The sequence below is a fragment of the Acidocella sp. genome, from assembly GCF_027352905.1.
In the GTDB taxonomy this organism is placed as follows: domain Bacteria; phylum Pseudomonadota; class Alphaproteobacteria; order Acetobacterales; family Acetobacteraceae; genus Acidocella.
On record NZ_DAIEIF010000043.1, the window covers coordinates 1 to 23,220 of the forward strand.

The 23,220-nt window shown below is 64.4% G+C and carries 23 protein-coding genes and 1 tRNA gene; 11 read left to right on the forward strand and 13 right to left on the reverse strand.

Annotated elements, in window-relative coordinates:
* From M7H45_RS07635 to moaB, 3 genes are all read left to right on the forward strand, one after another.
* Positions 1-614, forward strand: a 614-nt coding sequence (locus M7H45_RS07635; protein ID WP_298215764.1) for a uracil-DNA glycosylase family protein, incomplete at its 5' end; no start/stop codon positions are given.
* Between the two features lie 310 nt (positions 615-924).
* Positions 925-2,436, forward strand: a complete 1,512-nt coding sequence (locus M7H45_RS07640; protein ID WP_298215766.1) for a lytic transglycosylase domain-containing protein — start codon at positions 925-927, stop codon at positions 2,434-2,436.
* Positions 2,433-2,984, forward strand: a complete 552-nt coding sequence (moaB, locus tag M7H45_RS07645; protein WP_298215768.1) for a molybdenum cofactor biosynthesis protein B — start codon at positions 2,433-2,435, stop codon at positions 2,982-2,984. The genes M7H45_RS07640 and moaB overlap by 4 nt, the downstream gene beginning before the upstream one ends.
* A gap of 94 nt (positions 2,985-3,078) precedes the next feature.
* On the opposite strand, the gene M7H45_RS07650 is transcribed toward moaB, so the two are convergent.
* The 7 genes from M7H45_RS07650 to folK all read right to left on the reverse strand — a co-directional run bounded on the left by M7H45_RS07650 (position 3,079) and on the right by folK (position 10,459).
* Positions 3,079-4,515: an NAD-dependent succinate-semialdehyde dehydrogenase gene (locus M7H45_RS07650; protein ID WP_298215770.1), complete on the reverse strand. Its 1,437-nt coding sequence runs from the start codon at positions 4,513-4,515 to the stop codon at positions 3,079-3,081.
* 81 nt (positions 4,516-4,596) lie between these two features.
* Entirely contained in the window at positions 4,597-5,919 is a 1,323-nt protein-coding gene (locus tag M7H45_RS07655) for an aspartate aminotransferase family protein (protein WP_298215771.1), read from the reverse strand.
* Positions 5,920-6,043: 124 nt separating this feature from the next.
* Positions 6,044-6,667 carry a flavin reductase family protein gene (locus M7H45_RS07660; RefSeq protein ID WP_298215772.1) on the reverse strand — a complete coding sequence of 208 codons (624 nt, stop codon included), beginning with the start codon at positions 6,665-6,667 and terminating at the stop codon, positions 6,044-6,046.
* Between the two features lie 17 nt (positions 6,668-6,684).
* Entirely contained in the window at positions 6,685-7,092 is a 408-nt protein-coding gene (gene acpS / locus M7H45_RS07665; protein WP_298215914.1) for a holo-ACP synthase, read from the reverse strand.
* 6 nt (positions 7,093-7,098) lie between these two features.
* Positions 7,099-9,360 (reverse strand): RelA/SpoT family protein, encoded by a 2,262-nt coding sequence (locus tag M7H45_RS07670; RefSeq protein WP_408832655.1) that lies wholly within the window; start codon positions 9,358-9,360, stop codon positions 7,099-7,101.
* Between the two features lie 4 nt (positions 9,361-9,364).
* On the reverse strand, positions 9,365-9,778 hold the full coding sequence (gene rpoZ / locus M7H45_RS07675) for a DNA-directed RNA polymerase subunit omega (protein ID WP_298215774.1): 414 nt from the start codon (positions 9,776-9,778) through the stop codon (positions 9,365-9,367).
* Positions 9,779-9,961: 183 nt separating this feature from the next.
* Positions 9,962-10,459 carry a 2-amino-4-hydroxy-6-hydroxymethyldihydropteridine diphosphokinase gene (folK, locus tag M7H45_RS07680; protein ID WP_298215775.1) on the reverse strand — a complete coding sequence of 166 codons (498 nt, stop codon included), beginning with the start codon at positions 10,457-10,459 and terminating at the stop codon, positions 9,962-9,964.
* A 114-nt stretch (positions 10,460-10,573) separates the two neighbouring features.
* On the opposite strand from folK, the gene M7H45_RS07685 reads away from it, so the two are divergent.
* Together M7H45_RS07685 and M7H45_RS07690 are read left to right on the forward strand one after the other, a co-directional pair.
* Entirely contained in the window at positions 10,574-11,143 is a 570-nt protein-coding gene (locus M7H45_RS07685; protein ID WP_298215777.1) for an NYN domain-containing protein, read from the forward strand.
* Positions 11,140-11,793: a uracil-DNA glycosylase gene (locus M7H45_RS07690; protein ID WP_298215779.1), complete on the forward strand. Its 654-nt coding sequence runs from the start codon at positions 11,140-11,142 to the stop codon at positions 11,791-11,793. Before M7H45_RS07685 ends, M7H45_RS07690 begins: the two co-directional genes overlap by 4 nt.
* On the opposite strand, the gene smpB is transcribed toward M7H45_RS07690, so the two are convergent.
* The gene (gene smpB / locus M7H45_RS07695) at positions 11,780-12,262 is read right to left on the reverse strand and encodes an SsrA-binding protein SmpB (RefSeq protein ID WP_298215780.1); all 483 of its coding nucleotides are present in this window, start codon (positions 12,260-12,262) and stop codon (positions 11,780-11,782) included. The two genes, M7H45_RS07690 and smpB, sit on opposite strands and share 14 nt — an antisense overlap.
* Complete coding sequence (dapA, locus tag M7H45_RS07700) at positions 12,259-13,137, reverse strand: 4-hydroxy-tetrahydrodipicolinate synthase (protein WP_298215782.1); 879 nt, start codon at positions 13,135-13,137, stop codon at positions 12,259-12,261. Before dapA ends, smpB begins: the two co-directional genes overlap by 4 nt.
* 97 nt (positions 13,138-13,234) lie before the next feature.
* On the opposite strand from dapA, the gene M7H45_RS07705 reads away from it, so the two are divergent.
* The 4 genes from M7H45_RS07705 to panB are packed head-to-tail and all read left to right on the forward strand — an operon-like array spanning position 13,235 to position 16,504.
* Positions 13,235-14,815 (forward strand): lytic transglycosylase domain-containing protein, encoded by a 1,581-nt coding sequence (locus M7H45_RS07705; protein ID WP_298215784.1) that lies wholly within the window; start codon positions 13,235-13,237, stop codon positions 14,813-14,815.
* The gene (locus M7H45_RS07710) at positions 14,797-15,258 is read left to right on the forward strand and encodes a phosphatidylglycerophosphatase A (protein WP_298215785.1); all 462 of its coding nucleotides are present in this window, start codon (positions 14,797-14,799) and stop codon (positions 15,256-15,258) included. Before M7H45_RS07705 ends, M7H45_RS07710 begins: the two co-directional genes overlap by 19 nt.
* Positions 15,255-15,728, forward strand: coding sequence for a CinA family protein (locus tag M7H45_RS07715; RefSeq protein ID WP_298215786.1), 474 nt, complete (start codon positions 15,255-15,257; stop codon positions 15,726-15,728). Before M7H45_RS07710 ends, M7H45_RS07715 begins: the two co-directional genes overlap by 4 nt.
* Positions 15,725-16,504, forward strand: a complete 780-nt coding sequence (panB, locus tag M7H45_RS07720) for a 3-methyl-2-oxobutanoate hydroxymethyltransferase (RefSeq protein WP_298215788.1) — start codon at positions 15,725-15,727, stop codon at positions 16,502-16,504. The genes M7H45_RS07715 and panB overlap by 4 nt, the downstream gene beginning before the upstream one ends.
* Positions 16,505-16,560: 56 nt before the next feature.
* On the opposite strand, the gene M7H45_RS07725 is transcribed toward panB, so the two are convergent.
* The 4 genes from M7H45_RS07725 to M7H45_RS07740 form a co-directional block, all read right to left on the reverse strand.
* Positions 16,561-17,268, reverse strand: coding sequence for a CBS domain-containing protein (locus tag M7H45_RS07725; protein WP_298215790.1), 708 nt, complete (start codon positions 17,266-17,268; stop codon positions 16,561-16,563).
* Positions 17,269-17,327: 59 nt separating this feature from the next.
* Entirely contained in the window at positions 17,328-18,098 is a 771-nt protein-coding gene (locus M7H45_RS07730; protein ID WP_298215792.1) for a Crp/Fnr family transcriptional regulator, read from the reverse strand.
* An 89-nt stretch (positions 18,099-18,187) separates the two neighbouring features.
* The gene (locus M7H45_RS07735) at positions 18,188-19,426 is read right to left on the reverse strand and encodes an MFS transporter (protein ID WP_298215794.1); all 1,239 of its coding nucleotides are present in this window, start codon (positions 19,424-19,426) and stop codon (positions 18,188-18,190) included.
* 119 nt (positions 19,427-19,545) lie between these two features.
* Positions 19,546-19,623, reverse strand: a tRNA-Pro gene (locus M7H45_RS07740).
* A 122-nt stretch (positions 19,624-19,745) separates the two neighbouring features.
* On the opposite strand from M7H45_RS07740, the gene M7H45_RS07745 reads away from it, so the two are divergent.
* Both M7H45_RS07745 and M7H45_RS07750 read left to right on the forward strand, forming a co-directional pair.
* Positions 19,746-20,537, forward strand: a complete 792-nt coding sequence (locus M7H45_RS07745) for an N-acetylmuramoyl-L-alanine amidase (protein WP_298215796.1) — start codon at positions 19,746-19,748, stop codon at positions 20,535-20,537.
* 52 nt (positions 20,538-20,589) lie between these two features.
* Positions 20,590-23,178 (forward strand): penicillin-binding protein 1A, encoded by a 2,589-nt coding sequence (locus M7H45_RS07750; protein ID WP_298215797.1) that lies wholly within the window; start codon positions 20,590-20,592, stop codon positions 23,176-23,178.
* Positions 23,179-23,220: the final 42 nt, after the last annotated feature.

Here is a 23,220-nt window from a genome sequence, read left to right on the forward strand (position 1 = left end):
TGCTGGCCGGCCCGGCGGAAGCGGCGCGGCTGGCCGCCGCCGCCGCCACGCTGGATGAGCTGGAAGCGGCGATGCGGGATTTCACCGGCTGCGCGCTGCGCGACACCGCGACACAACTCGTCTTCGCCGACGGCGCGGTGGCGGCCCGGCTCGTCATCATCGGCGAGGCGCCCGGCGGCGAGGAGGACCGGCAGGGCCGCCCCTTTGTGGGGCCGGCCGGGCAATTGCTTGACCGGATGCTAGCCTCTATCGGGCTGGATCGTGGCCATGTCCGCATCGTCAACGCCGTGCCCTGGCGCCCGCCAGGCAACCGCACCCCCACCGAGGCGGAGATTGCCCTCTGCCTGCCCTTTCTTCACCGGCAGATCGCGTTGATCGCCCCGCGCGGCCTGCTCAGCCTGGGCGCGGTGGCGGCGCGGGCCCTGCTGGGACCCGGGGCGCAAGGCGGCATCCGGCGGCTGCGCGGCAAATGGCACGAAGCCCGGATCGAGGGGCTGGAAACGCCCCTGCCCTGTCTGCCGAGCTATCATCCCGCCTATCTGCTGCGCACGCCGCTGGCCAAACGCGACTCCTGGCAAGACTTACTGACCCTGCGCGCCTGGCTGCATGGCTGATATTGGGAAAGATCATTGCGGCAGCCAAAAAGTCCCTGGAAAATCAGGGCGCACTATGGCAGAAATATGGTGCGCGCTTCGGAGTCTCGCGGCACGAGACAGTGCTCGAAGTTAACTCTTGCGTCATTGGCGGGACACGTTTACGTGCATCGCCATGCGAGGAGCCTTTAAACCGCTCTCCCGCCTGAACGTGATGCGTGCGGCTTTTGCTGCCCTCTCCGTTTTCGCCGCCGATTGCGTGGTTTCCGCTTCGGCGTTCGCGAAGCCCCCCATCGGGGGTCAAGGCCCGGGAACGACAACGCCCCCCACAATGCCGAATACCGGCCCCAACGGGGATTCCGTAGCCTATGCCGTGCCGCGTAACGCCCCGCCCGGTGGCGGCGAAGTGGCGCTGCCGCAACCGCTCGCCCCCAGCGACGTGACGTTTTACCGCCGCGCCCTGCAGTTACAGCAGCAAGGACAATATGCCGCCGCGGATGGGATGCTGGCGCGCGTTGCCGATCCCGGCTTGACCGGCGTCGTGCTGGCCATGCGATATCTCAGCGATCATTACATCAGCAGTCCCGGCGAACTCACGGCCTGGTGGGCCAAATATGCCAACAGCCCGATGGCCCCCGCCATTTACGGCTTGATGCGGCATAAGCTCTCCCGCGCGGCATTGCCGCCCAAGCCCGCCTTGGCTCTATTGCCGGAAGAAACCCTGACGGCGGGCGCCGCCGCTCCCGCCAACGCCGCGCCCGACGCCGCCGCCTGGCGCCGGGGTTTCACCACCGGGCTTAACGCCTGGCAGCATGATAATCTGGCCACCGCCGCCGCCATGTTCCGCCAGACGGCGGAGATGCGCGGCATCTCGGATGATGACCGGGCCGCCAGCGCCTTTTGGGCCGCCCGCGTCGCCCTGCGCCAGCAGCAACCGGAGCAATATCTCGACTGGCTGCACCAGGCCTCCTGGTGCCAGGACACGTTTTATGGGATTTTAGCGGGGAGGCTCCTCGGCCAGAGCTTCGGCCCCACCGGCATCGCCGCCACACTGACGGAAGCGGATACCGCCGCCGTCGATTCCCTGCCTTACGGGCATCTAGCATTCGAATTGCTGCAAATCGGTCTCACCGACCAGGCGGCTCAAGCGCTGCGCGCCCTCTGGCCGCAAATCCAGACCATGCCGGGGCTGGGCCGCTCGGTCATGGCCGTGGCGGCGACGGCCGGGCTCGTGGACGTGACGATCGCCATCGCCGGCCGTATTCCGGATACGGGGGATGAATTGGCGGGGGTCCGGTTGCCCTTGCCGGCCATGCACCCGCAAGGCGGCTTCCGCCTGGACCCGGCCCTGATTTACGCCCTCGCCCGCACGGAATCAGGCTTTGATGCCGATGCCGTCTCCCGCGTGGGGGCGCGAGGGCTGATGCAGTTGATGCCGCAGACCGCCGCGACCATGCGCCAAGCGGAAGGCGTCTCCGGCTCCTTGAGCGAGCCTTCGTCCAACCTCGCCCTGGGGCAGGCCTATCTGAATTATCTCGGCAAGCAGCCGGGCATTCAGAATAATCTCCTTGCCATTCTCGCCAGCTATAATGCCGGGCCGGGCGCGGCTGCTTCCTGGTATAACGCCATCAAGAGCGATTCCGACCCGCTTTTGTTCATCGAGACGATCCCCAATGACGAGACCCGGCGTTTCGTTCATCAAGTTCTCGCGGATAGCTGGCTCTACGCGGAGGAGATCGGCCTGAAGCCGCGCAGCCTGGATGAGCTGGCGCAGGGGGATTTCCCCATCCTCCATCCCTTTCCGCCGCCGCCCTACGCGCTTGAAACCGCGGATGCGCGATGAGCGGCATCGATGAAAGCCGCGCCTTCATCGCAGTGCGCATCGCCATCGCCACCATCTCCGACACGCGCGGGGCGGATGACGACACCTCCGGCGACACGCTGGCGGCGCGCATCGCGGCGAGCGGTCACACCCTGGTTGCCCGCCGGATCATCCGCGACGACGCTGATGCCATCGCGGCGGCTCTGCGCGGCTGGGTCGCCGACCCCGAAATAGACGTGGTCATTACCACCGGCGGAACCGGGGTCACCGGCCGGGACGTGACGCCGGAAGCATTCCGCCGCGTGCTGGAGAAAGAGATCGAGGGATTCGGCGAACTGTTCCGCATGCTATCCTTTGCCAAGATCGGCACCTCCACCATGCAGTCCCGCGCGCTCGGCGGCGTTGCCCACGGCACCTATCTCTTCGCCCTGCCCGGCTCGACGGGAGCGGTGAAGGATGGCTGGGACGATATTCTGCGCTTCCAGCTCGACGCCCGTCACCGCCCATGCAACCTCGTGGAATTGATGCCGCGCCTTAAAGAGCATTTCGCCGGCCAGCCCGAGGACTGACCGGCGCGGCGCCTGCGGCCTAGCCGGCTAGAGCGATATCATCTGATCTGACTAGGCTTCAAATCAGATGATTGAAATTGCTCGCTAAAAAACTTCAAAGACTGGCCTGGGAGACGAATTTGGTGATCAGATAGGGTTCCAGTCCTTCCGCCCCGCCCTCCGAGCCATAGCCCGAATCCTTGATCCCGCCAAACGGCGTCTCCGGCACCGCCAGCCCGTGATGGTTGATGCCTATCAAGCCGGATTCGATATCCCCGGCCAGCGCCGTGGCCCGGCCCGTATCATGCGTATAGGCATAGGAGGCCAGCCCGTATTGCAGCCGGTTCGCCTCGGCGATGGCCTCGTCATAGCTCTTGAAAGGCATGAACAGCGCCACCGGGCCGAAGGGTTCCTCGTTCATCGCCCGCATCTCGGGCGTCACATCGGTCAGCACCGTCGGCTCATAGAAATAGCCTTTATTGCCGGAGCGCTTGCCGCCGGTCCGCAGCTTCGCTCCCTTGCCCACCGCGTCGGAGACGAATTCATCCATGGCGCGCAAGCGGCGGTCATTGGCGAGCGGACCCATCGTGGTTCCCTCCTCCAGCCCATTGCCGACTTTCACCGCCTTGCATTTCGCGATGAATTTATCGAGGAAGGGCTCATACACATCTTCCTGGATGAGGAACCGCGTGGGCGCGATGCAGACCTGCCCGGCATTGCGGAATTTATTGGCCGCGAGAATGTTGACCGCGTTGTCGAGATTGGCGTCGTTGAACACCAGAGCAGGCGCGTGACCGCCCAGCTCCATGGTCGCCCGTTTCATGTACTTGCCCGCGAGGCTCGCCAAATGCTTGCCCACCGCGGTGGACCCGGTGAAGGAAATCTTCCGCACCACGGGATGGGGGATGAGATATTCCGAGATCTCGGCCGGAATACCGAAAACGAGCTGCACAACCCCGGCGGGCACGCCCGCATCCACATAGGCGCGCACCAGCTCGGCGCAGCTGGCCGGGGTCTCCTCCGGGCCCTTGAGAATAAAGGCGCACCCGGCCGCCAGCGCCGCGGAAATCTTGCGCACCGCCTGGTTGACAGGGAAATTCCAGGGAGTGAACCCGGCCACCACCCCCACCGGCTCGCGCAGGGAGAGCTGGTACACGCCGGGCAGGCGCGGCGGGATCACCCGGCCATAGGCGCGGCGGCCCTCCTCCGCAAACCACTCGATGACATCAACGGCGCCATTGAGCTCCGCCTTGGCCTCGGCCAGCGGCTTGCCCTGCTCGGTGGTCAGCAATACAGCGACGCTATCCAGCCGCTCGCGCAGCAAGGCAGCGGCCTTGCGCATGATCTTGGCGCGCTCATAGGGCGAAACCTTGCGCCACTGGTCGAAGCCCTTGGCCGCGTGTTCCAGCGCCTCATCCAGATCCGCCTGGCTGGCATGGGCCAGCTTGCCGATCACCTCCTCGGTGGCTGGGTTGATGATGTCAATCGTCTTGCCGCCCTGGGCCGCGCGCCACTTGCCGCCGATATGCAGCATTACATCCTGATACGCCATGCTATCCTCCGAAATTCACCGTCTCGAGCGCATATGGCGCGCCCGGCCCGGCCTTTACACCCTGCTTGCGCCAAGCGCGGCTCAGCCTTCCCGGATCAGCTCCCGGATGATGTCGATCATCTCGCTGATCTGCTCCGGCGTCGCCGCGAAAGGCGGGGCCAGCACCAGCGAATCCCCGGCCGCGCGCATCACCAGCCCGCGCTCGAAGGCGCGGCAGAGGATCTTGAAGCCGCGTTCGCCGGGTTTGCCCTTGGGCGCCAGCTCCACCGCCCCAAGCAGGCCGAAGCCGCGCGTGTCCACGACGTCCGGCAGGCCCTTAAAGCCGGCGATCTGGTCGAGAAAATCGGGGGCAAGCTGCTTCACCCGCTCGAACGTACCTTCCTCACGGTAGATTTTCAGCGTTGCCAAACCGGCCGCGCAGGCGGCGGGATGCGCCGAATAGGTATAGCCATGGTAGAACTCGACCGTATCGGCCGGGGCGGCGTCGAGGATGGTCTGCTGGATCTCGTCCTTCACCGCGACCGCGGCCATGGGGATGGAGCCGTTGGTGAGCGCCTTCGCCATGGTCATGATATCCGGCGTCACGCCGAAGGTCTGCGCCGCGAAAGGCTCGCCGGTGCGCCCGAAGCCGGTGATGACCTCATCGAAAATGAGGAGGATGCCGTGCCGGTCGCAGATCTCGCGCAGGCGTTTAAGATAGCCCTTGGGCGGCACCAATATGCCCGTGGACCCGGCGACGGGCTCGACGATGCAGGCGGCTATGGTGTCCGCGCCGTGGAGATTGACGAAGCGCTCCAGATCGTCCGCCAATTCGGCGCCATGCGCGCCCTCACCCATCTGGAAGCGGTTTTCCGGGATATGGGTGTGGCGGAGATGAGCGACGCCCGGCAGGCCGAGCCCGAAGGATTTGCGGTTGGCGACCATGCCGCCCACCGACCAGCCGCCGAAATTGACGCCATGATAGCCGCGCTCGCGGCCGATGAAGCGCTGGCGCGAGCCCTCACCGCGCGCGCGGTGATATTGCAGCGCCATTTTGAGAGCGGTGTCCACCGCCTCTGATCCCGAACAGGCGAAGAAGACGCGGTTGAGCCCGGAGGGGGTAAGCTGCGCCACCTCGGCGGCAAGGCGGAAAGCGGTCGGCACGCCATATTGAAAGGGTGGCGCGTAATCCAGCTCCTCCATCTGCTTGGCCACCGCCTCGCGGATTTCCCGGCGGCCATGGCCGAGCGGGATGCAGTAGAGGCCGGAAGAGCCATCCAGAAGCTTCTCACCACGTGTATTATAATAATAGACACCCTCCGCCCGGGCGATCAGGCGCGGCTGCTCAAGGAACTGCCGGTTGGCGGTGAAGGGCATCCATTGATGGACGAGAGGATCATTGCTGGCACGGGTCACGGCGCTCATGGGCTGACACTCCTGTTTGGACTTAGGGAGAGTTTACTATTTTAAACAGCCTTGAAAAGGAATTTCTCCAGGTCCCGCGGCATCCCAGCCATGAGTGAAATGCCGTGCCGCCATGCACGATTTTTTAGGCGGGGCGTTCCATGTCGAAACGTGCTTCCGGCAGCACGAGGGCATATCCCGAAGGACCGCCGGCGCGCTGGACAATGCCGGCGCCAAACGTATCGAACACACCATTTTTCAACAGATGCGGCGCGATATGCACGCCGATGACCTCGCCAAAAATCATCCAGGCTTCCACCGGCTTTCCATCCCGGTCCTTAAGCCGCAGGATCTCGGTGACCTTGCATTCGAAATTCACGCCCGCCGCCGCCACCATCGGCGCGGCCAGCAGCCGCGCGGCGGCCTTTTCCAGCCCCGCCACCCCGAACTCGTCCACCCCGTAGGGAAGGCTGGCCGAGCTGGCATTCATCGCCTCCGCCAGGGTCCGGTCGGCGAGATTCCAGACGAACTCACCGCTTTCCTCGACATTGCGCAGGCTGTCCTTGCGGCCGATGCTCGAAAAGCCGATGATCGGCGGCTCGTAGCAGAACGCGTTGAAAAAGCTGTATGGTGCCAGATTGACGCTCCCATCCCGGCCGCGGGTCGAGACCCAGCCGATGGGCCGGGGAGCAATAATGGCGTTGAAGGGATCATGGCTGAGGCCGTGTCCGCTCGCCGGCTCGTAGAAATATTTCTCCGCTCCGCTCATTCCCGTCTCCTTCTGCTTCACGGCGAGTCCGGCTCGGCCGAGATGATGACCTGGGCGTAGGCATAGGGATATTCATCAGTCAGGGAGAGGGAAACCCGCGCCCTCATGCCGGCGGGCGTCAATTCCCGCAGCCGCGCCGCCGCGCCGCCATGCAGTTCCAGGGTCGGCTGGCCGGAGGGCAGGTTCACCACCCGCAGATCCGACATGAACACCCCGCGCCGGAACCCGGTGCCCAGCGCCTTGGCGCAAGCCTCCTTGGCGGCGAACCGCTTGGCATAGCTGGGCGCGCGGAAATGCGCCCGCCTCTCGCTGCGGGCGCGCTCAGTGTCGGAAAACACCCGTAAGGTGAAGCGCTCGCCATGGCGGGCCAGCGCCTTCTCGATCCGCCTTATGTCGCAGAGGTCCGTGCCCAGCCCTAGAATCATCATCGTCTAGCTCCGCGAACGCTCGACTTGGGCGATGCCATTCGCCGCGCGCAGCCCGGCGATCACCTGGTTGAGATGCCTCGTGTCCCGCACCTCCACATCCACCAGCGCCTCGAAAAAATCCTGCTGACGATGGACGATTTTCAAATTCGAGATCGCGCCCTCCTGCTTGGCCACGGCGTTGGTGAGCGTGGCCAGCGCGCCGGGATTATTGCTGGCGATGACGCTGACGCGCCCGGTGAAGCTGCGCGCCTTGCCATCGGCGCGGGTTAGCGCCGCCTCGTTCCAATCCACGTCGAGGAAGCGTTCCGGCGTGGCGGCGAACTGATCAAGCTGCGGACAATCCTTGGCGTGAATCATGATAGGCTTGCCGGTGGTGACGATGCCGACGATCTTATCGCCCGGCAGGGGATGGCAACACCCGGCATATTGCACATCCATGCCCGCCACCAGCCCAGTGATGGGACTATCCGCATCCGCGCGGGGCGTATTGCGGGGCGAGCGCGCGGTAAGCGCCCCGCCCATGAAGGCGGGCAGCATGCGCGGCACCCGCGCCTCCTTCAACTCCGGGTAGGCGGCATGGACCACGTCCTTAGGTCCTATGATGCCGGTGGCGACGGCGACGTAGAGATCATCCACGCTCGCCTGCTTGAACTGGCGGGCCACCGGCTCCAGCACCTTCTCGGAACCGTCTACCCCGTCCTGCCGAAACGCCTTCATCAGCATGGATTTGCCGGCGTCGCGATGCTGGTCGCGCATTTGCTGCGCGAGGAACCGGCGTATGCGCGCCCGCGCCTTGCCGGTGACGGCGAAGCGCTCCCAGGCCGGGCTCGGCGTGCCGCCACGCGCCGTAAGGATTTCCACTTGGTCGCCATTTTGCAATTCATACCGCAACGGCATCAGCTTGCCGTTGATCCGCGCCCCCACGCAGCTATCGCCGATCTGGCTGTGTACGGCATAGGCGAAATCGATGGATGTGGCGCCACGCGGCAGCTGGATGAGCTGCCCCTTGGGCGTGAAACAGAACACCTGGTCCTGATAGAGTTCCAGCTTGGTATTTTCGAGAAACTCATCCGGCGCGGCGGAGTTCTCGAGAATTTCCAGAAGGTCCTTCACCCAGCCGAACTGCCTAACATCGCCCGGCGAGGCGTCATCCTGCTTGTAGAGCCAATGCGCCGCCACCCCGGCCTCCGCCACCGCCTGCATCTCCGGCGTGCGGATCTGTATCTCGATCTTCTGGTTGCGCGGCTGGCGCAAAGTCACCCCGGTATGGAGGGATTGGTAACCATTCGCCTTCGGGGTCGAAATATAATCCTTGAAGCGCCCGGCGATGACAGGAAAGGCGGCATGAATGGCCCCCAGCGCCACATAGCAATCCGCCCGCGCCGGCACGATGATGCGGAACGCCATGATGTCCGATAATTGCTCGAAGGCGACGTTGCGCCGCTTCATCTTCTGCCAGATGGAATAGGGCGATTTCTCGCGGCCGGAAATTTCCACCACGCTCAGCCCCGCCTCCTTGCAGATTTGGGTCAGGTCCCGCCGCACCTCCTCGATGACATCCGCCCCTTGCCCCCGGAGAAAATTGAGGCGGGTCTGGATCGTATCATAGGCCTCCGGCTCGATCTCGGCGAAGGCGCGGGTTTGTAATTCAGTCTTCACCGCCTCCATGCCAATCCGCTCGGCGAGCGGCGCGTAAATATCCATCGTCTCGCGGGCGATGCGCAGCCGCCGGTGCGCCGCCGAAATGGCCGCAAGCGTGCGCATGTTGTGCAACCGGTCGGCGAGCTTGACGATAAGAACGCGAATGTCCCGGCTCATCGCCAGCACCAGCTTGCGGAAATTCTCCGCCTGCTTGGTGCGGTCCGATTGCAGCTCCAGCCGGGTCAGCTTGGTGACGCCGTCCACCAGCCCCGCCACCTCGGCGCCAAAGCACTGGCGCACCGTCTCCAGCGTCACCAAGGTATCCTCTACCGTGTCATGCAGCAGGGCGGTGATAATGGAGGCCGAATCCAGCTTGTAGCCGGCGAGAATCCCCGCCACGGCAAGCGGATGGGTTATATAGGGTTCGCCATTGTCGCGCTTCTGGCCGGCATGCGCCTCGGCGGCGAGGGCATAGGCCTGCTCTATGATCGCGGGGTCGGCCTTGGGGTCGTAGGCGCCGACGCGGGCCATCAGCGCCGCGAGTTCCGGCGGGCTTGCCGTGGCGCTGGCGCTCAAACCCTCAGGGGTCCGGGACAGGCGCGTCTCCCGGCCGCCTGGAAGCATCGGCCTAGCGGCGCGGCTTGGCGCCGCCGAGCTCGGCCTCGATTGCCGCCTGGATGTCCTCGGGCGACATGATCTCCTCGCCCTCGGCAGCCATGGCGGCGGCCTCCTCTTCGGCGGAAACGTCTTGCAGGCCGAAAATATTCTGATCGGTGGGGATCAGATCCATGACCTCCTCATCCACCGGCTCCGGCTCCGGCACGCGCGACAGGGATTTGACGAGATCCTGCTCGATGGCGGGCAAATCCACGGTTTCCTCGGCGATCTCGCGCAGGGCCACCACTGGATTTTTGTCATTGTCCCGGTCGATGGTCAGCTGCTCGCCCCGGCTGATATTACGGGCGCGTTGCGCGGCCAGCAGAACCAGCTCAAAGCGGTTCGGGACCTTGAGAACGCAGTCTTCGACGGTGACGCGGGCCATAAGGGAGATACTCCAGGCAGAAATTTGAAAGAGCAACTTAACCCAGACGGGCGGCGGAAACAACCCTGCCCGCAGCCTACCACCGGCCAGGTGTTCTTCATCAAACGAAACACGCTCCAACTTTGTTTAACGAGTTCAACCATCTGATTTGAAACCCTCGCTTCCGATCAGATGATTGTTGCTCTAGTCATGCCAGGGTTCGATTGGTTGCGGGGGCAAGTCCGCCAGCAAGGTCGCAATTCCCAGCCCCAGGGCCGGGTGCCGCCAATTGGCGGCCACGTCGAGCAGGGGCCGCAGCACGAAGGCGCGCAGATGGGCGCGTGGATGCGGCAGAACCGGGTCCGGCTCGGTGCGGAGAATCCCGTTGATGTCGATGATATCGAGATCGAGCGTGCGGGCGGCGTTGGGCGCGCCCCGCTGCCGCCCGAACCGGGCCTCGATGCCTTGCAAGACGGATAACAGAGCTTCCGGCGCCGCGTTGCCTTCCAGGCGGATCATCCCGTTACAATAATCCGGCTGGTTGCTGGCCGGTATGGCGGCGGTGCGGTACCAGGATGAAAGCGCCACGAAACCAAGCTCCGGCAAGGCGCTCACCGCGGCCGCCGCTGCCGCCTCGCAGCTTTGCCTCACGCCCGCCTGGCCGGGGGCCGGCAGGTTGGCACCGATGGCGATCAGGATCATAAGCCTGCCCGGAAGGAGCATTGGAGGCGCGGTGGACTTCGCTCATTGAGAGTGACTGGCATTGGCGACACCGGGTTACCGCATTTCATTCATATCATTCAAGGGCAATTCCTTATGAGAAATTCACAACCAGAGCGCACCGCCCTGTTCATAGACGGCGCCAATCTTCACGGCGCGGCGCGCGGCCTGGGCATCGATATCGATTATCGCAAGCTGCTGGCTTATTTTGAAAATAAAACCAACCTGCTGCGCGCCTATTACTACGCCGCCCTGCTGGAGACGGATGAATATTCCCCTTTGAAGCCGCTGACCGACTGGCTGGCCTATAACGGCTACAGCCTCGTCACCAAGCCGGCGAAAGAATTCACCGACGCGCAAGGACGCCGTCGCATCAAGGGCAATATGGATATCGAGCTCGCGATCGACATGCTGGAGCTGGCCCCGGCGCTCGATCACGCCGTGCTGTTCTCCGGCGATTCGGATTTCCGCAGGCTGGTGGAGGCGATGCAGCGCAAAGGGGTACGGGTCAGCGTCGTCTCGACCATCCGCACCAGCCCGCCGATGATCGCCGATGAATTGCGCCGTCAAGCCGACCACTTCATCGATCTGGCCGATATCGCCGGGGCCTTCGTCCGCGAGCCCGGCGAGGGCCGCGCCCGCGCCGAGCGGGAGATGGAGGCGTGAAGGAACCGCCCGCTCCCAGCCGCGACTGCCCGCTCTGTCCCCGGCTCGTCGCCTACCGGGAGGAATACCGCGCCCTGCACCCGGATTGGTTCAACGCGCCGGTGCCGAGCTTCGGCCCACTCGCGGCGCGGCTGCTCGTGGTGGGGCAGGCGCCGGGGGTGAACGGCGCCAACCGCACCGGCCGCCCCTTCACCGGCGATGTGGCGGGGCGGCTCCTCTACCCCGCTCTGGTCAGATTCGGCTTCGCTCAGGGGCGTTTCCTGGAGCGGCCGGATGATGGCCTTACCTTGACCGATTGCCGCGTGACCAACGCCGTGCGCTGCGCCCCGCCCCAGCACAAGCTGGAAAATTCCGACAAGCTCCACTGCCTGCCCTTCCTCGCCGCCGAAATCGCGGCGATGCCGCGGCTGCGCGTTCTGCTCGCCCTCGGCGTCAAGGCCCATGAATCGAGCCTGCAGAGCCTCAAGCTGAAACCCCGGGCGTTTCCGTTCAAGCACGGCGCCCTGCACCACCTGCCGGGGGGCCTCGTCCTCGCCGACAGCTTTCATACCTCGCAATATAACGTGAACACGGGCCGCATTTCCCAGGCGATGTTCGATGATGTCATCGCCCGCATCAAATCCGCCCTGGCGGAGCCTATTTGTTCCTGAGCAGCCTCGCCTTGTCGCGCTGCCAGTCGCGCGCCGCCTCCGCCTGGCGCTTATCCGCCTTCTGCTTGCCCTCGGCGATGCCAAGCACCACTTTCGCCAGCCCGCGCGGGTTGAAGAACACCTCCAGCGGCACCACGGTGCGGCGCTCCCGGGCGATGGCCGCGTGGATCTGGCGCAACTCCTTGCGTTTCACCAGCAGCTTGCGCGGCGCGCGCGTCTCGAACCGCGACAGCACCCCGCCCTGATATTCCGGGATGTACATGTTGAACAAATAGAGCTCGCCATCGCGCTCGCCCGCCCAGGCCTCGTTGAGCTGGGCGCGGCCCAGCCGCAGCGATTTCACCTCCACCCCGCGCAGCACGAGTCCCGCCTCGATGGTCGAGAGGATCTTGTAATCATGCCGGGCCTTGCGGTTCTGCGCCGCCGTGCCGTGGGCGATGAACTGGTTTTTCTTCGGCGGGTCGCTCAAATCAGCAAGCCGGTTTCACGCATCGCGGTGCGTACCTGCTCGGCGGAGGCGGGCGAGACCGGCACCAGCGGCAGACGCACGTGGTTGGCGCCAAAACCCAGCAGCGAGGCGGCGAATTTCACCGGCCCGGGATTGCTCTCGCAGAACATCGCGTCATGCAGCGGCAGCAGATGCATCTGCAGGTCGAGCGCCTTCTGGGTTTCGCCCCGGCTCCAGGCCTGGTGGATGGCGGCGCACAGCCCCGGCGCCACATTGGCGGTAACCGAGATGCAGCCATGGCCACCGCTCGCCAGATAGCCGATGAGCGTATGATCCTCTCCGGAAAGCTGGATGAAATCCGCCCCGCAGGCACGGCGGGTATGCAAGGGGCGGGACAGATTGGCGGTCGCGTCCTTCACCCCGGCGATGTTCTTGATTCCGGCCAGGCGCGCCATGGTCTCGACCGACATGTCGATCACCGAACGGCCAGGAATATTATAAATGATGACGGGGATGGATATGGATTCCGCCACCGCCTTGAAATGCTGGTAAAGCCCTTCCTGGGTCGGCTTGTTGTAATAGGGCGTGACGACCAGCACCGCGTCCGCCCCCGCGGTCTCGGCATGGAGGGCCAAAGCGATGGCCTCGGCGGTTGAGTTGGAGCCCGCCCCGGCGATCACCGGAACCCGCCGCCGCGCGGATTTGATGGCGAGTTCAACCACATGCTTATGTTCCTCATGACTGAGGGTCGGCGATTCGCCCGTGGTGCCGACCGGCACGATGCCATTGGTGCCTTCCGCGATCTGCCAATCGATGAGACGGGCATAGGCGTCGGCGTCAATGCTGCCATCGTCGCGCATCGGCGTTATGAGAGCGGTGAAAGAGCCGTGAAACATATCGCATCCTTGGGAGAGCTGATCGCCGTTTCAACTAATCCCCTCCACCGGGCGCGGCAAGGTTCCCGTCGGAAGAGGGGCCTGCTAAACAAGCGGCATGAAAATCCTGGCCGCCCTGCCCGTGCTGCTATGGCCCGCCTGCGCCTGGGCGCAGAACGCCATCTCCCCGCAGATCATGACCGATGTTCAGGCCGGGCAATTCTCCCAGGCGGAACAGCTCGCCGCCGCCGCCGGCGACCCGCTGGTGGAAAAACTCGTCACCTTTTTCCGCCTCACCAGCCCGGGTGGAGGCAGCGCCGAGGAAATCCAGGCCTTCATCACCGAAAATCCGGACTGGCCGATGCAAGGCTTACTCAAGCTGCGCGAGATCCAGGCCTCCGGCATGTATGAGCCGCCCGTTCCCACCCTCATCCCCCCTTTCCTCGCCCAGGCGGAGGCTCTGCATGAGGCCGGGCAGGACGATGCGGCGGCCGATCTCTGGCAAAGCCAGGGCGAATCCGCCATGAGCGCCGCCAGCACGGAGCAGCAATATATGTTCTGGCCGGCTCAGAACACGCTTGCCCGCGCCCTGTTGCAGGAAGGCGATGCGACGCGCGCCTACCAGGTCATCACCGCCGTGGCGACCGTGCCGGGGCATGAACAGACTCTCGACCAGGAGTTTCTCGCCGGTTTCGTGTCGCTGCGTTTTCTCAACCGGCCCGACCAAGCCGCCATCTGGTTTCGCCGGCTCGCCGCCGCCTCGCCCGCCGTCATCACCCAGGCGCGGGCCTATTATTGGCTCGCCCGCGCCGAAACCGGAGCCCAGGCGGCGGCGGATTATGCCCGCGCCGCCGTTTATGCCGACACATATTACGGCCAGCTCGCCGCGCTGGCGCTGGGCGATACGCCTGAGCAGCTGGCGGCGCGCATCAAGGCGGTGAGCGAACCCGGCTTCTCGGTGGAAGACGCGCTCGATTTCGGCCTGGGAGAGCTGCCGCGCGCCGCCGTGCTGCTGGTGCAGATGAATGACCCGCACGACGCGGTGATTTTTCTCAACCGCATCGGCCAGACGGCCTTGAACGACAAATCCCGCGTGATGGCGGCCCGGCTCGCTCTGGGCCTGGGCTACCCCCAATCGGCGGTGGCCATCGCCCGTTATGCCGGGATCAACGGCCAGATGCTGCTGCCCGATGGCTGGCCCCGCCCCTATGATCCGCCCGCCGCCACGCTCGACCCCGCCATCTCGCTCGGCATCATGCGCCAGGAAAGCAGTTTCGACCCCACGGTGGTTTCCGGCGCGGGAGCGATCGGCCTGATGCAGCTTCTGCCCTCCACCGCCCGGCGTACCGGGGCCAAATATGGTCTGCCCGCCAATAATCTGTTCGACCCGGACCAGAACATGGCGCTGGGCGCGGCCTATCTGGCGCAAGAGATCCAGAATTTCGGGGAGTGTCTGCCGCTCGCCATCGCCGCCTATAATGCGGGGCCGACCAATGTGGCCAACTGGCTGGCCGTGAACGGCGACCCGGAGATGGGAAGGCGGGAGGGCGGCGCCGATATCATCGACTGGATCGAGGAAATACCCTTCTCCGAAACCCGCAACTATGTGCAGCGCGTCTCCGAGAACATCACCATCTACCGCGCCCTGCAAACCGGCTCGGCCGAGATGCCGGAGGCCAAATGGCTCAAGCCGCGTTGACCCCCTGGCGCTGCATCGCCTCCGGGCTGGGCGCGGGCCGCGCGCCGGCGGCCCCCGGCACGTGCGGCTCACTTTTGGGGTTGGCGCTTGGCTGCCTGCTGCTGCATGCCGGGCATAAGGCCCTGCTGGCGGGTGTCATTCTCATCGCCGCCATCGGCCTTTACGCCATCGCCCGGCTACCGGAAGCGGCTGAGGACCCCGGCTGGATCGTCATCGATGAAATCGCCGGGCAAATGATTCCTCTCCTCGCTCTTTCCTCCGTGACGCCGCTGGGGGCCGCGCTCTGCTTCATCCTCTTCCGCATCTTCGATATTTGGAAGCCGGGGCCGGTGGCCTGGGCGGACAGGCGCAAGGATGCCTATGGCATCATGGGGGACGATGTCGTTGCCGGGCTGCTGGCCTGGCTTGCCGTGCTGGCTGTCGGACTGGCGGTGCCGTTATGAGCGCGCCTGCCCTCGTCGCACTGTTCAAACGGAAGGGGCTGCGCCTGACCACGGCGGAGAGCTGCACCGGCGGGCTGGTGGCGGGAGCCGTTACCGCCGTTCCCGGCTCCTCCGCCGTGTTCACCCATGGCTTCATCACCTACGCCAATGAGGCCAAAACGCAGATGCTGGGCGTGCCGGAGGCGATGCTGGGAGCCCATGGCGCGGTCTCGGCCGAGGTAGCGCGGGCGATGGCGGAAGGCGCGCGGGCGCGCTCCGGCGCGGATTACGGCGTCTCGGTCACCGGGGTGGCGGGCCCTGATGGCGGCAGCGCCGAGAAGCCGGTGGGAACGGTTTGGTTTGGCCTGGCCGGGCCAGACGGAACCACGGCGCAGCATCAATTATTCCAGGGAGACCGGGCGGAGATCCGGGCGCAAGCCGTCGCCTTTGCCATCTCTTTGCTGGAACAAGCGGGGGTAATGGCGGCATGAGCAAAAATCTGAGCGTCTGGGACAAAGCCAAGCGCGAGGGGCGGAAGATGACGATGGTCACCGCCTATGATTTCGGCGCGGCGCGAATGGCCGAGGCGGCCGGGCTGGACGCGGTGCTGATCGGCGATTCCCTCGGCATGGTGGTGCAGGGCGAGGCGGATACGCTGCCCGTGCGGCTGGAAGAGATCGAGTATCATACCCGTATCGTCGCGCGCGGCGTGAGCAAGCTTCTCGTGATGGCCGATCTGCCTTTCGGCAGTTTCGAGGCCGGCCCGGCGCAGGCCTTCGCCGCCGCCGCCCGGCTGCTGAAGGCGGGGGCTCATATCGTCAAGCTGGAAGGGGGCGGGCCGATGGTGGAGACGGTGACTTTTCTTTCCCAGCGGGCCATTCCCGTCTGCGCCCATATCGGTCTCACACCCCAGCATGTCCGCCAGATTGGCGGCTTCAAGCGCCAGGGCAAAACCCCGGAGGCGGCGGCGCGGCTGCTGGAGGACGCGCTGGCGTTGCAAGATGCCGGGGCGCGCATTTTATTGATGGAGGCGATACCCTCGGACCTGGCGGCGGAGGTAACCGCCCGGCTGTCCATCCCCACCATCGGCATCGGCGCCGGCCCCGCCACGGACGGCCAGGTCCTCGTGTTTCACGACGTGCTGGGGTTAAGTCCGGACCGCGCCCCCTCCTTCTCCAAGAAATACATGGAGGGCTTCACGCTGATGACCACCGCGCTTGGCGATTACGCCCGCGAGGTGCGGGAGGGCGCCTTCCCCTCCCCTTAGATGTCTGGACGCGCAACTTTCTCCGATCAAATGAGGCTATTCGATTGGATGTTGCTCTAGCTCGCGGCGGGAAAGGCGATACCGGAGCCGGGATCGACATAGAGCAGCTCGTCCTTGACCTCTTTCACCCCGGGCACGTTTTCGGCGATGGTCAGCACGGCGCGGCGCTCCTCATCGGAGAAGATCGTCCCTTCCAGCGTTACCACCCGGTCCTTCACCTTCACGTGCAGGCCGGAGCGGGGCGCCCATTTGGCCCGGGCCAGTTCCGTCTCGATCCTGGTTTTGATCTCGTCATCGCTCCCGCATTCCTGGCGCTCGCGCAAAAGTTGGTTAACGAGAGCACGCAGTAGATCGGCCCGGCTGACGACACCGACCAGTTGGTTATCTTCCAATACTGGCAGGCGTTTGATCCGCTTACGAAGCATGAGTTGCGAGACCTCACTCAGCGAGGTATCCGGCGTGACGAAGATAGGGTGATGGGTCATCACGCCGCTGACATGACGGGAATGGGTGGCAACGTAATCTGCCGCCGCCGCCGCCGGACGCAGCAGGGATTTCAACCAGCCCGCGGGCTCGCCCTCGGTGCCGAGTTCGGCGCGGCGGAGCAAATCCCCCTCCGTCACCATGCCCACGAGCGCGCCACGCTCATCGAGCACCGGCAGCCCGCTGATATGGTTGGAAACCATGATCCGCGCCGCATCCAGCAATGTGGTCTGCGGCTGCACCGAGATCACGTTACGGACCATCACCTCCGAGACTTTCATGACATCCTCCATTCGGTCTTGTTTATCGCCGGCCATGAATCATCCCGCCTTGATACGTATCAACCGGCAGCTTCGGCGATATCCGCGAGGGCCTGTGGCCGCAGCAGCACGATTTCATGAATGCTGGGGATTTCGATCAGCCCTTGCTTCTTGAGATGGCTAAGAGAGCGGGACACGGTCTCGATGGTGAGCCCGAGATAATCCGCGAGATCGGTGCGGGAGAGCGGCAGGGAGAGCCGCGCATGGGGGCGGGGCAGTTTGCCCGGGCCGCAGATTTCCTGGCGCTGGGCCCAAGAAAGGAGGAAGCTCGAAATACGCTCCAGCGCCGTCTTGCGCCCCAATAATAGCATTTGCTGCTGGCCCAGCACGATCTCGTGCATGGCGACATCCAGCAGTTTACGTTCAAGCGCTGGGAATTCGGTAAGCATGGAGCGTAAGCCCGCCCGCGAGAACCGGCAAAGCCGCACCGGCTCCATCGCCTCGGCCGAGATCATATTCATCTCCCCCGCGAGGCCAATGAAATGCCCCGGCCCGGCGAAGCCGGTGATCTGCCGCCGCCCATCCGGCAAGGCCTTGAACAGCCGCACCGTGCCGGAATTGACGTTATAAAAATACTGGGCCGGCTCGCCTTCTTCCATGAAGAGCTTACCCGCGGGCAGGCTGAGATGCTGGGCGGCGCCGGAAAGGAAAATGAGTTCCTCGTCGGACAGCGCGTCACACATGCCATGGTGGCGCGCGCCGCAATCACCGCAGGACGAGGCGGCGGAGCGCTCCGCCAGGTTGATGGCGACAGGGGGGCGCAGCGAGGCGATTCTGCCAAAATTGCTCATAACACCTGCTTAGCCCCTGGGCGCGCAGTGATCCATATCAAAAAAAGCAGGGGACCAGCGCGGCGGGCGGGCACAACCCGCGCGCCGCATCAGCCCGTCGCGGGAGCTTTGGTGGTTTCCGTCATAGAGATGTTATAAGCCTCCGGCCCAAAAATCATCAGCACGATCAATACCACCGCTACGATGCCGGCGATGAGCGCCAGCGCGTAGCCGTAATCGCCGCCATGGGTCTGAGCGATGGAGGTCTGGATGGGCGCGTTGAAGGAGGCGACGAAATTGCCGAGCTGATAGATGAAACCCGGAAACGTGCCGCGAATTTCGGCAGGGGAAAGTTCATTGAGATGCACCGGCACCACGCCCCATGCGCCCTGCACGCCGACCTGCATGAAAAAGGCGGCGATGGCGATGGTGGCGAAATCCGTCCCGTGCGACCAGGGCCACAGAGCGATCAGCGCAACCACGCAAGCCGCCATAATGGCGTAGCGGCGGCCGATCTTTTGGCTGAGGAAGCCGAAGGATATGCCGCCGATAATGGCGCCCGCGTTGAAGATGAGCCCAGCATTGGCCATCTGCGCATGAGTGAAATGGAGCTGCTTGCCAAGAAACAGCTTCACATAGATATCTTGAGTGCCGTGCGAGAAGAAATTGAAGGCGGCCATCATGAGCACGCCATAAAGAACCAGTTTGGCGTTCTTGCGCAGCACGACACCAACCGGCGTTTTCTGGGGGCGGTGCTGCATGGCCTTATAGGCCGGGCTTTCCTTCACCCCGAAGGCGACAAAGAAAACCAGCAAGGCAGGCAACGCGCCGACAAAGAACATGCCGCGCCAGCCGAGCGGGCCCATACCGAAATCGAATAGCAGCGTCGCCAACAAGAAGCCGAACGGGTAGCCGGCCTGGAGCAGCCCCGAAACCCAGCCGCGCCAGCGCTCGGGGATCGTTTCCATGGCCAAAGAGGAACCGATACCCCATTCGCCGCCCATGGCGATGCCGAACAATGTGCGGATGACCATGAAAGCAAGAAAAGACCAGGCGAGGCCGGTCAGCGCCTCGAAAAACGAATAGAGAACAATGACGAGCATCAGGATCGGCTTGCGGCCGAATTTATCCGCCAGACCGCCGAAGATGAACGCGCCCACCGCCCGGGTCGCCAGGGTCAGGGTGATCGCGAAGGCGACCGAGGTGATGCTGACGCCAAACGCCTTGGAGACGTTATCGATGGTTAAAATCAGAATGAAGAAATCGAACGCGTCCAAGGTCCAGCCCAGAAACGCCGCGATGACGGCGTTTCTCGCCGCCCGCAAATCCACCGCCGATGTTGCAGACATCCACTCCCCCTCTCCTGGCCATCCATTCTCAAGGCGCCCTGCGGCCAGCCCGTCAATTCGGATTAGCCTTAGTTTCAGCATTTTCCAATGCTAAATGCCGGCCTGAAATTTTCAGAGGATGGTCGGAGTGAGAGGATTTGAACCTCCGGCCCCTGCGTTCCGAACACAGTACTCTAACCAGGCTGAGCTACACTCCGTCGCGGCCGCCTATAGCCGAACCGGGGGCGGCTCCGCAAGGCCCGGACGAAATCTGGTGATGTTTTCGGATATTTCATTATCTTCTGGCCAGATTTGAAGGCTGCGTGGTAGGTTCCGCCGCATGTGTCTGAGTTGTGATGCCGCCTCGCGCCGCGGCTTCCTGCGTCTGGGCCTGGGAATGGCGGGGCTCTCCTCCCTGCCCCGCGTCGTGCAGGCCAGTCTCAAGAAGCCTTTAATCATGCTCGATCCTGGCCATGGCGGCCATGACCCGGGAGCCATTGGCGCGAGCGGCCTCTACGAAAAGACCGTCACCCTGGCCACCGCGCGCGAGCTGCAAGCCGCGCTGCTCGCCACCGGGCGTTACCGGGTGAGCCTGACCCGCGCCTCCGACCGGTTCATTTCCCTGGAGGATCGCGTGGGAATCGCGCTGGAGCGCAAGGCCGATCTCTTTCTCTCCATGCATTGCGACCATTTGCCTGATGAGACTCTGCGCGGCGCCTCGATCTTCACCCTCTCCGAGAAGGCCTCGGATTCGTTGGCCGCCACCGTCGCCCAGGACGAGAACAGCGCCGATGGCCGGGGCGCGGCCAATGTCTCGCCGCAAGTAGCGAGCATTCTGGCGAGCCTGGAAACCCGGGCGATGAAGCTCAGCTCCGCCACACTCCAGGATGATGTGGTGGCCTCTTTCTCCGGCGCGATTCCGCTGCTTCCCAACCCCAAGCGCAGCGCTAATTTTGCCGTGTTGCGCGACCCCTCCATCCCCTCCGCCCTGCTGGAAATGGGCTGCCTCAGTAATGCTCTGGATGAAAAACGCCTGCGCGATCCGAAACAGCGCCGTCAGCTCGTCGCCCGGCTGACCCAGGCGATGGATGCTTATTTCAAGGATCCGGCCAGCCGCCGGATCGCCGGTTAGCCGGGAAAGCGCCGTCTCGCGGCCTGGCGGCCAAGATGCTAAGAACCGCGTCATGTCTGACCAGAACGACGATTTCTCCGCCGGGGAGCGGCTCGCGCGACCCAGCCGTAACGCCCCGCCGCCGCGCGCGCCCAAGGCGCCCCGCCCGCCCAGGCCGCCGCGGCGCGGCTTGGGCGGACGAGTTCTCGGTTTCCTGGTCGCCAGCGCCTACCGGCTCGTCTTCGTCGCCGTCATTGCCGGGATCGTGCTGACGGGCGGGGCGTTCCTCTTCTTCTCCTCCGGCCTGCCCAGCATAGACAGCCTCAAAACCTACAAACCCCCTCTGGAAACGCGGGTCTTCGCCGGGAATTTTCAGCTTGTCGCGGAAATGGGCACGCAACACAGCATCTACGTGACCTATGATCAAATCCCGCCAGTGGTGCAGCAGGCCTTCATCTCCGCCGAGGACCGGCTGTTCTGGGTCGAACCTGGCATCAACCCCGCCGCCATCGTGCGCGCCGCGCTCACCGACATCACGCTGATCGGCTCCGGACGGCGGCCCATCGGCGCTTCCACCATCACCCAGCAGGTGGTGAAGAACATGTTGCTGGATAATCACATCACTTTCGCGACGAAAATCAAGGAAGCGCTGTTGGCGATGCGCGTTTCCCAGGCGATGAGCAAGCAGCAGGTGCTCACCCTATATCTCAACGAGGTGGATCTGGGGCACAACTCGTTCGGCGTGGCGGCGGCGGCGCAGACCTATTTTGACAAGCCGCTCTCCCAGATCGATATCGCCCAGGCCGCCACCCTGGCCGCCTTGCCCAAGGCGCCGACCAATTACGACCCGTTTCTGCACCCGCAAAACGCGCTCGCCCGGCGCAATTTCATCATCAGCCGGATGCAGGCGGATGGCGCCATCACCGCCGCCCAGGCCGCCGCCGCCCAGGCCGAGCCCTTGCTGCCCAAGGCGGGCGCCGCCAGCCAAGGCGTGCCGCAAGCGGGATATTTCGCCGATGCCGTGCGCGCCCAGCTCATTCAGCAATTCGGGGCCAACGCCGTCAATACGGGCGGACTCATCGTCCATACCAGCCTCGACCCCGCCTTGCAGGAGGCTGCCACCAATGCGGTGCGGGACGGGCTGGAGGAATATGACCACGACTATGCCGGCTGGCATGGGCTGGTGAATCATCTGCCTGATACCGGTCTCGACGACGACTGGCGGACCCTCCTCGCCAAGCAGCCTAATCCGCCGGGGTTGCGCTCCGGCTGGCGGCTCGGCATCGTGCTTGCCGCGGGGCCGCAATCGGCCAAAATCGGCACCACCGACCCGGCCACGGAAACTCCCGAGATAGGCGTGTTGCCGCTGGCCAATATGCGCTGGGCGCGCCCCCAATATCATGGCCAGCCAGGCGCGCGGCCCAGCTCAACCGCGCAGGTTTTGCACCCCGGCGATGTCGTGATGGTTTCGGGCGAGGCGAAATCCCTCTCGCTCGAGCAAATCCCCAACCTTCAGGGCGCGCTGATCTCCATGGACCCGGTAACGGGGCGCATCGTGGCCATGGTTGGCGGCTGGAGCCACGATATCAGCCCGTTCAACCGCGCCACCCAGGCGCAGCGCCAGCCCGGCTCCTCCGTGAAACCGCTGGTGTATCTCACCGCCATGGAGCAGGGCATCCAGCCCGATGCGCAGGTGCTGGACGGCCCCTTCGTCCAGGTGCTGCCGGATGGAACCGTGTACCGGCCGGGGAATTACGAAAACTCCTTTCAGGGGCCGGTGCCGATTTTTCACGCGCTGGAGGAATCCCTTAACCTGGCGACCCTGCATCTGGCTCGCCAGATCGGCCTGAAGGCGATCGCCAAAACCTTTCAGGATTTCGGCATCGTCAAAACGATGCCGCTTTATTATCCCTCGGCCATCGGCGCCATCGACACGACCTTGTGGAAGATGACCACGGCTTACGCGACGCTCGACCAATATGGCCGGCTGGTGACCCCGAGCCTGATCGACAGCGTCACCAACCCGGACGGCACGGTGCTCTATCAGGCCGCCGGCCAGAAATGCGCCAATTGCGTTAATGGCGACCCCAACCAGCCGCCGCAGCTCGATGCGACAGGCCAGCAGGTGGCCGACGCGGATTCCGTCTTTCAGATGCTGGTGATGATGAAGGGGGTGGTCCTGCGCGGCACGGGCGCGCCCGCCATACGGGGTATCTCCCAGCCTGTCGCCGGCAAAACCGGCACCACCAATAATTTCAATGATGCCTGGTTTATCGGCTTCACCCCAGGGCTGGTCACCGGTTGCTGGATCGGCTTCGACACCCCCGCCAGCCTCGGCAAGAACGAAACCGGCGGTAATGTCTGCGGGCCGATCTGGAACGAATATATGAAGGTGGCGCTGAAAAATATGCCCGCCATCGATTTCGCTCCACCCCCCGGCATGACCTTGCAGCAAGTGCCCGAGCCGGACGGGACGATGGTGACCGAGGCTTTCAAACCCGGCCAGAGCCCAGGCGCGCAGAACGGGAACGGCTTGCTGGGCGGCGGCATGAACAGTCTCGATAATTCCGGAGCCTCGCCCGGCGCGTCCCCCAATGGCGGCGCGAGCGCCACCCCGCCCGCTCCGTCCACCATCGATAATTCGCTAGGCGGCCTCTATTGATGCGGCGGCCGCGCGCAACATAAAAAGAAACCAGCCCGGCTG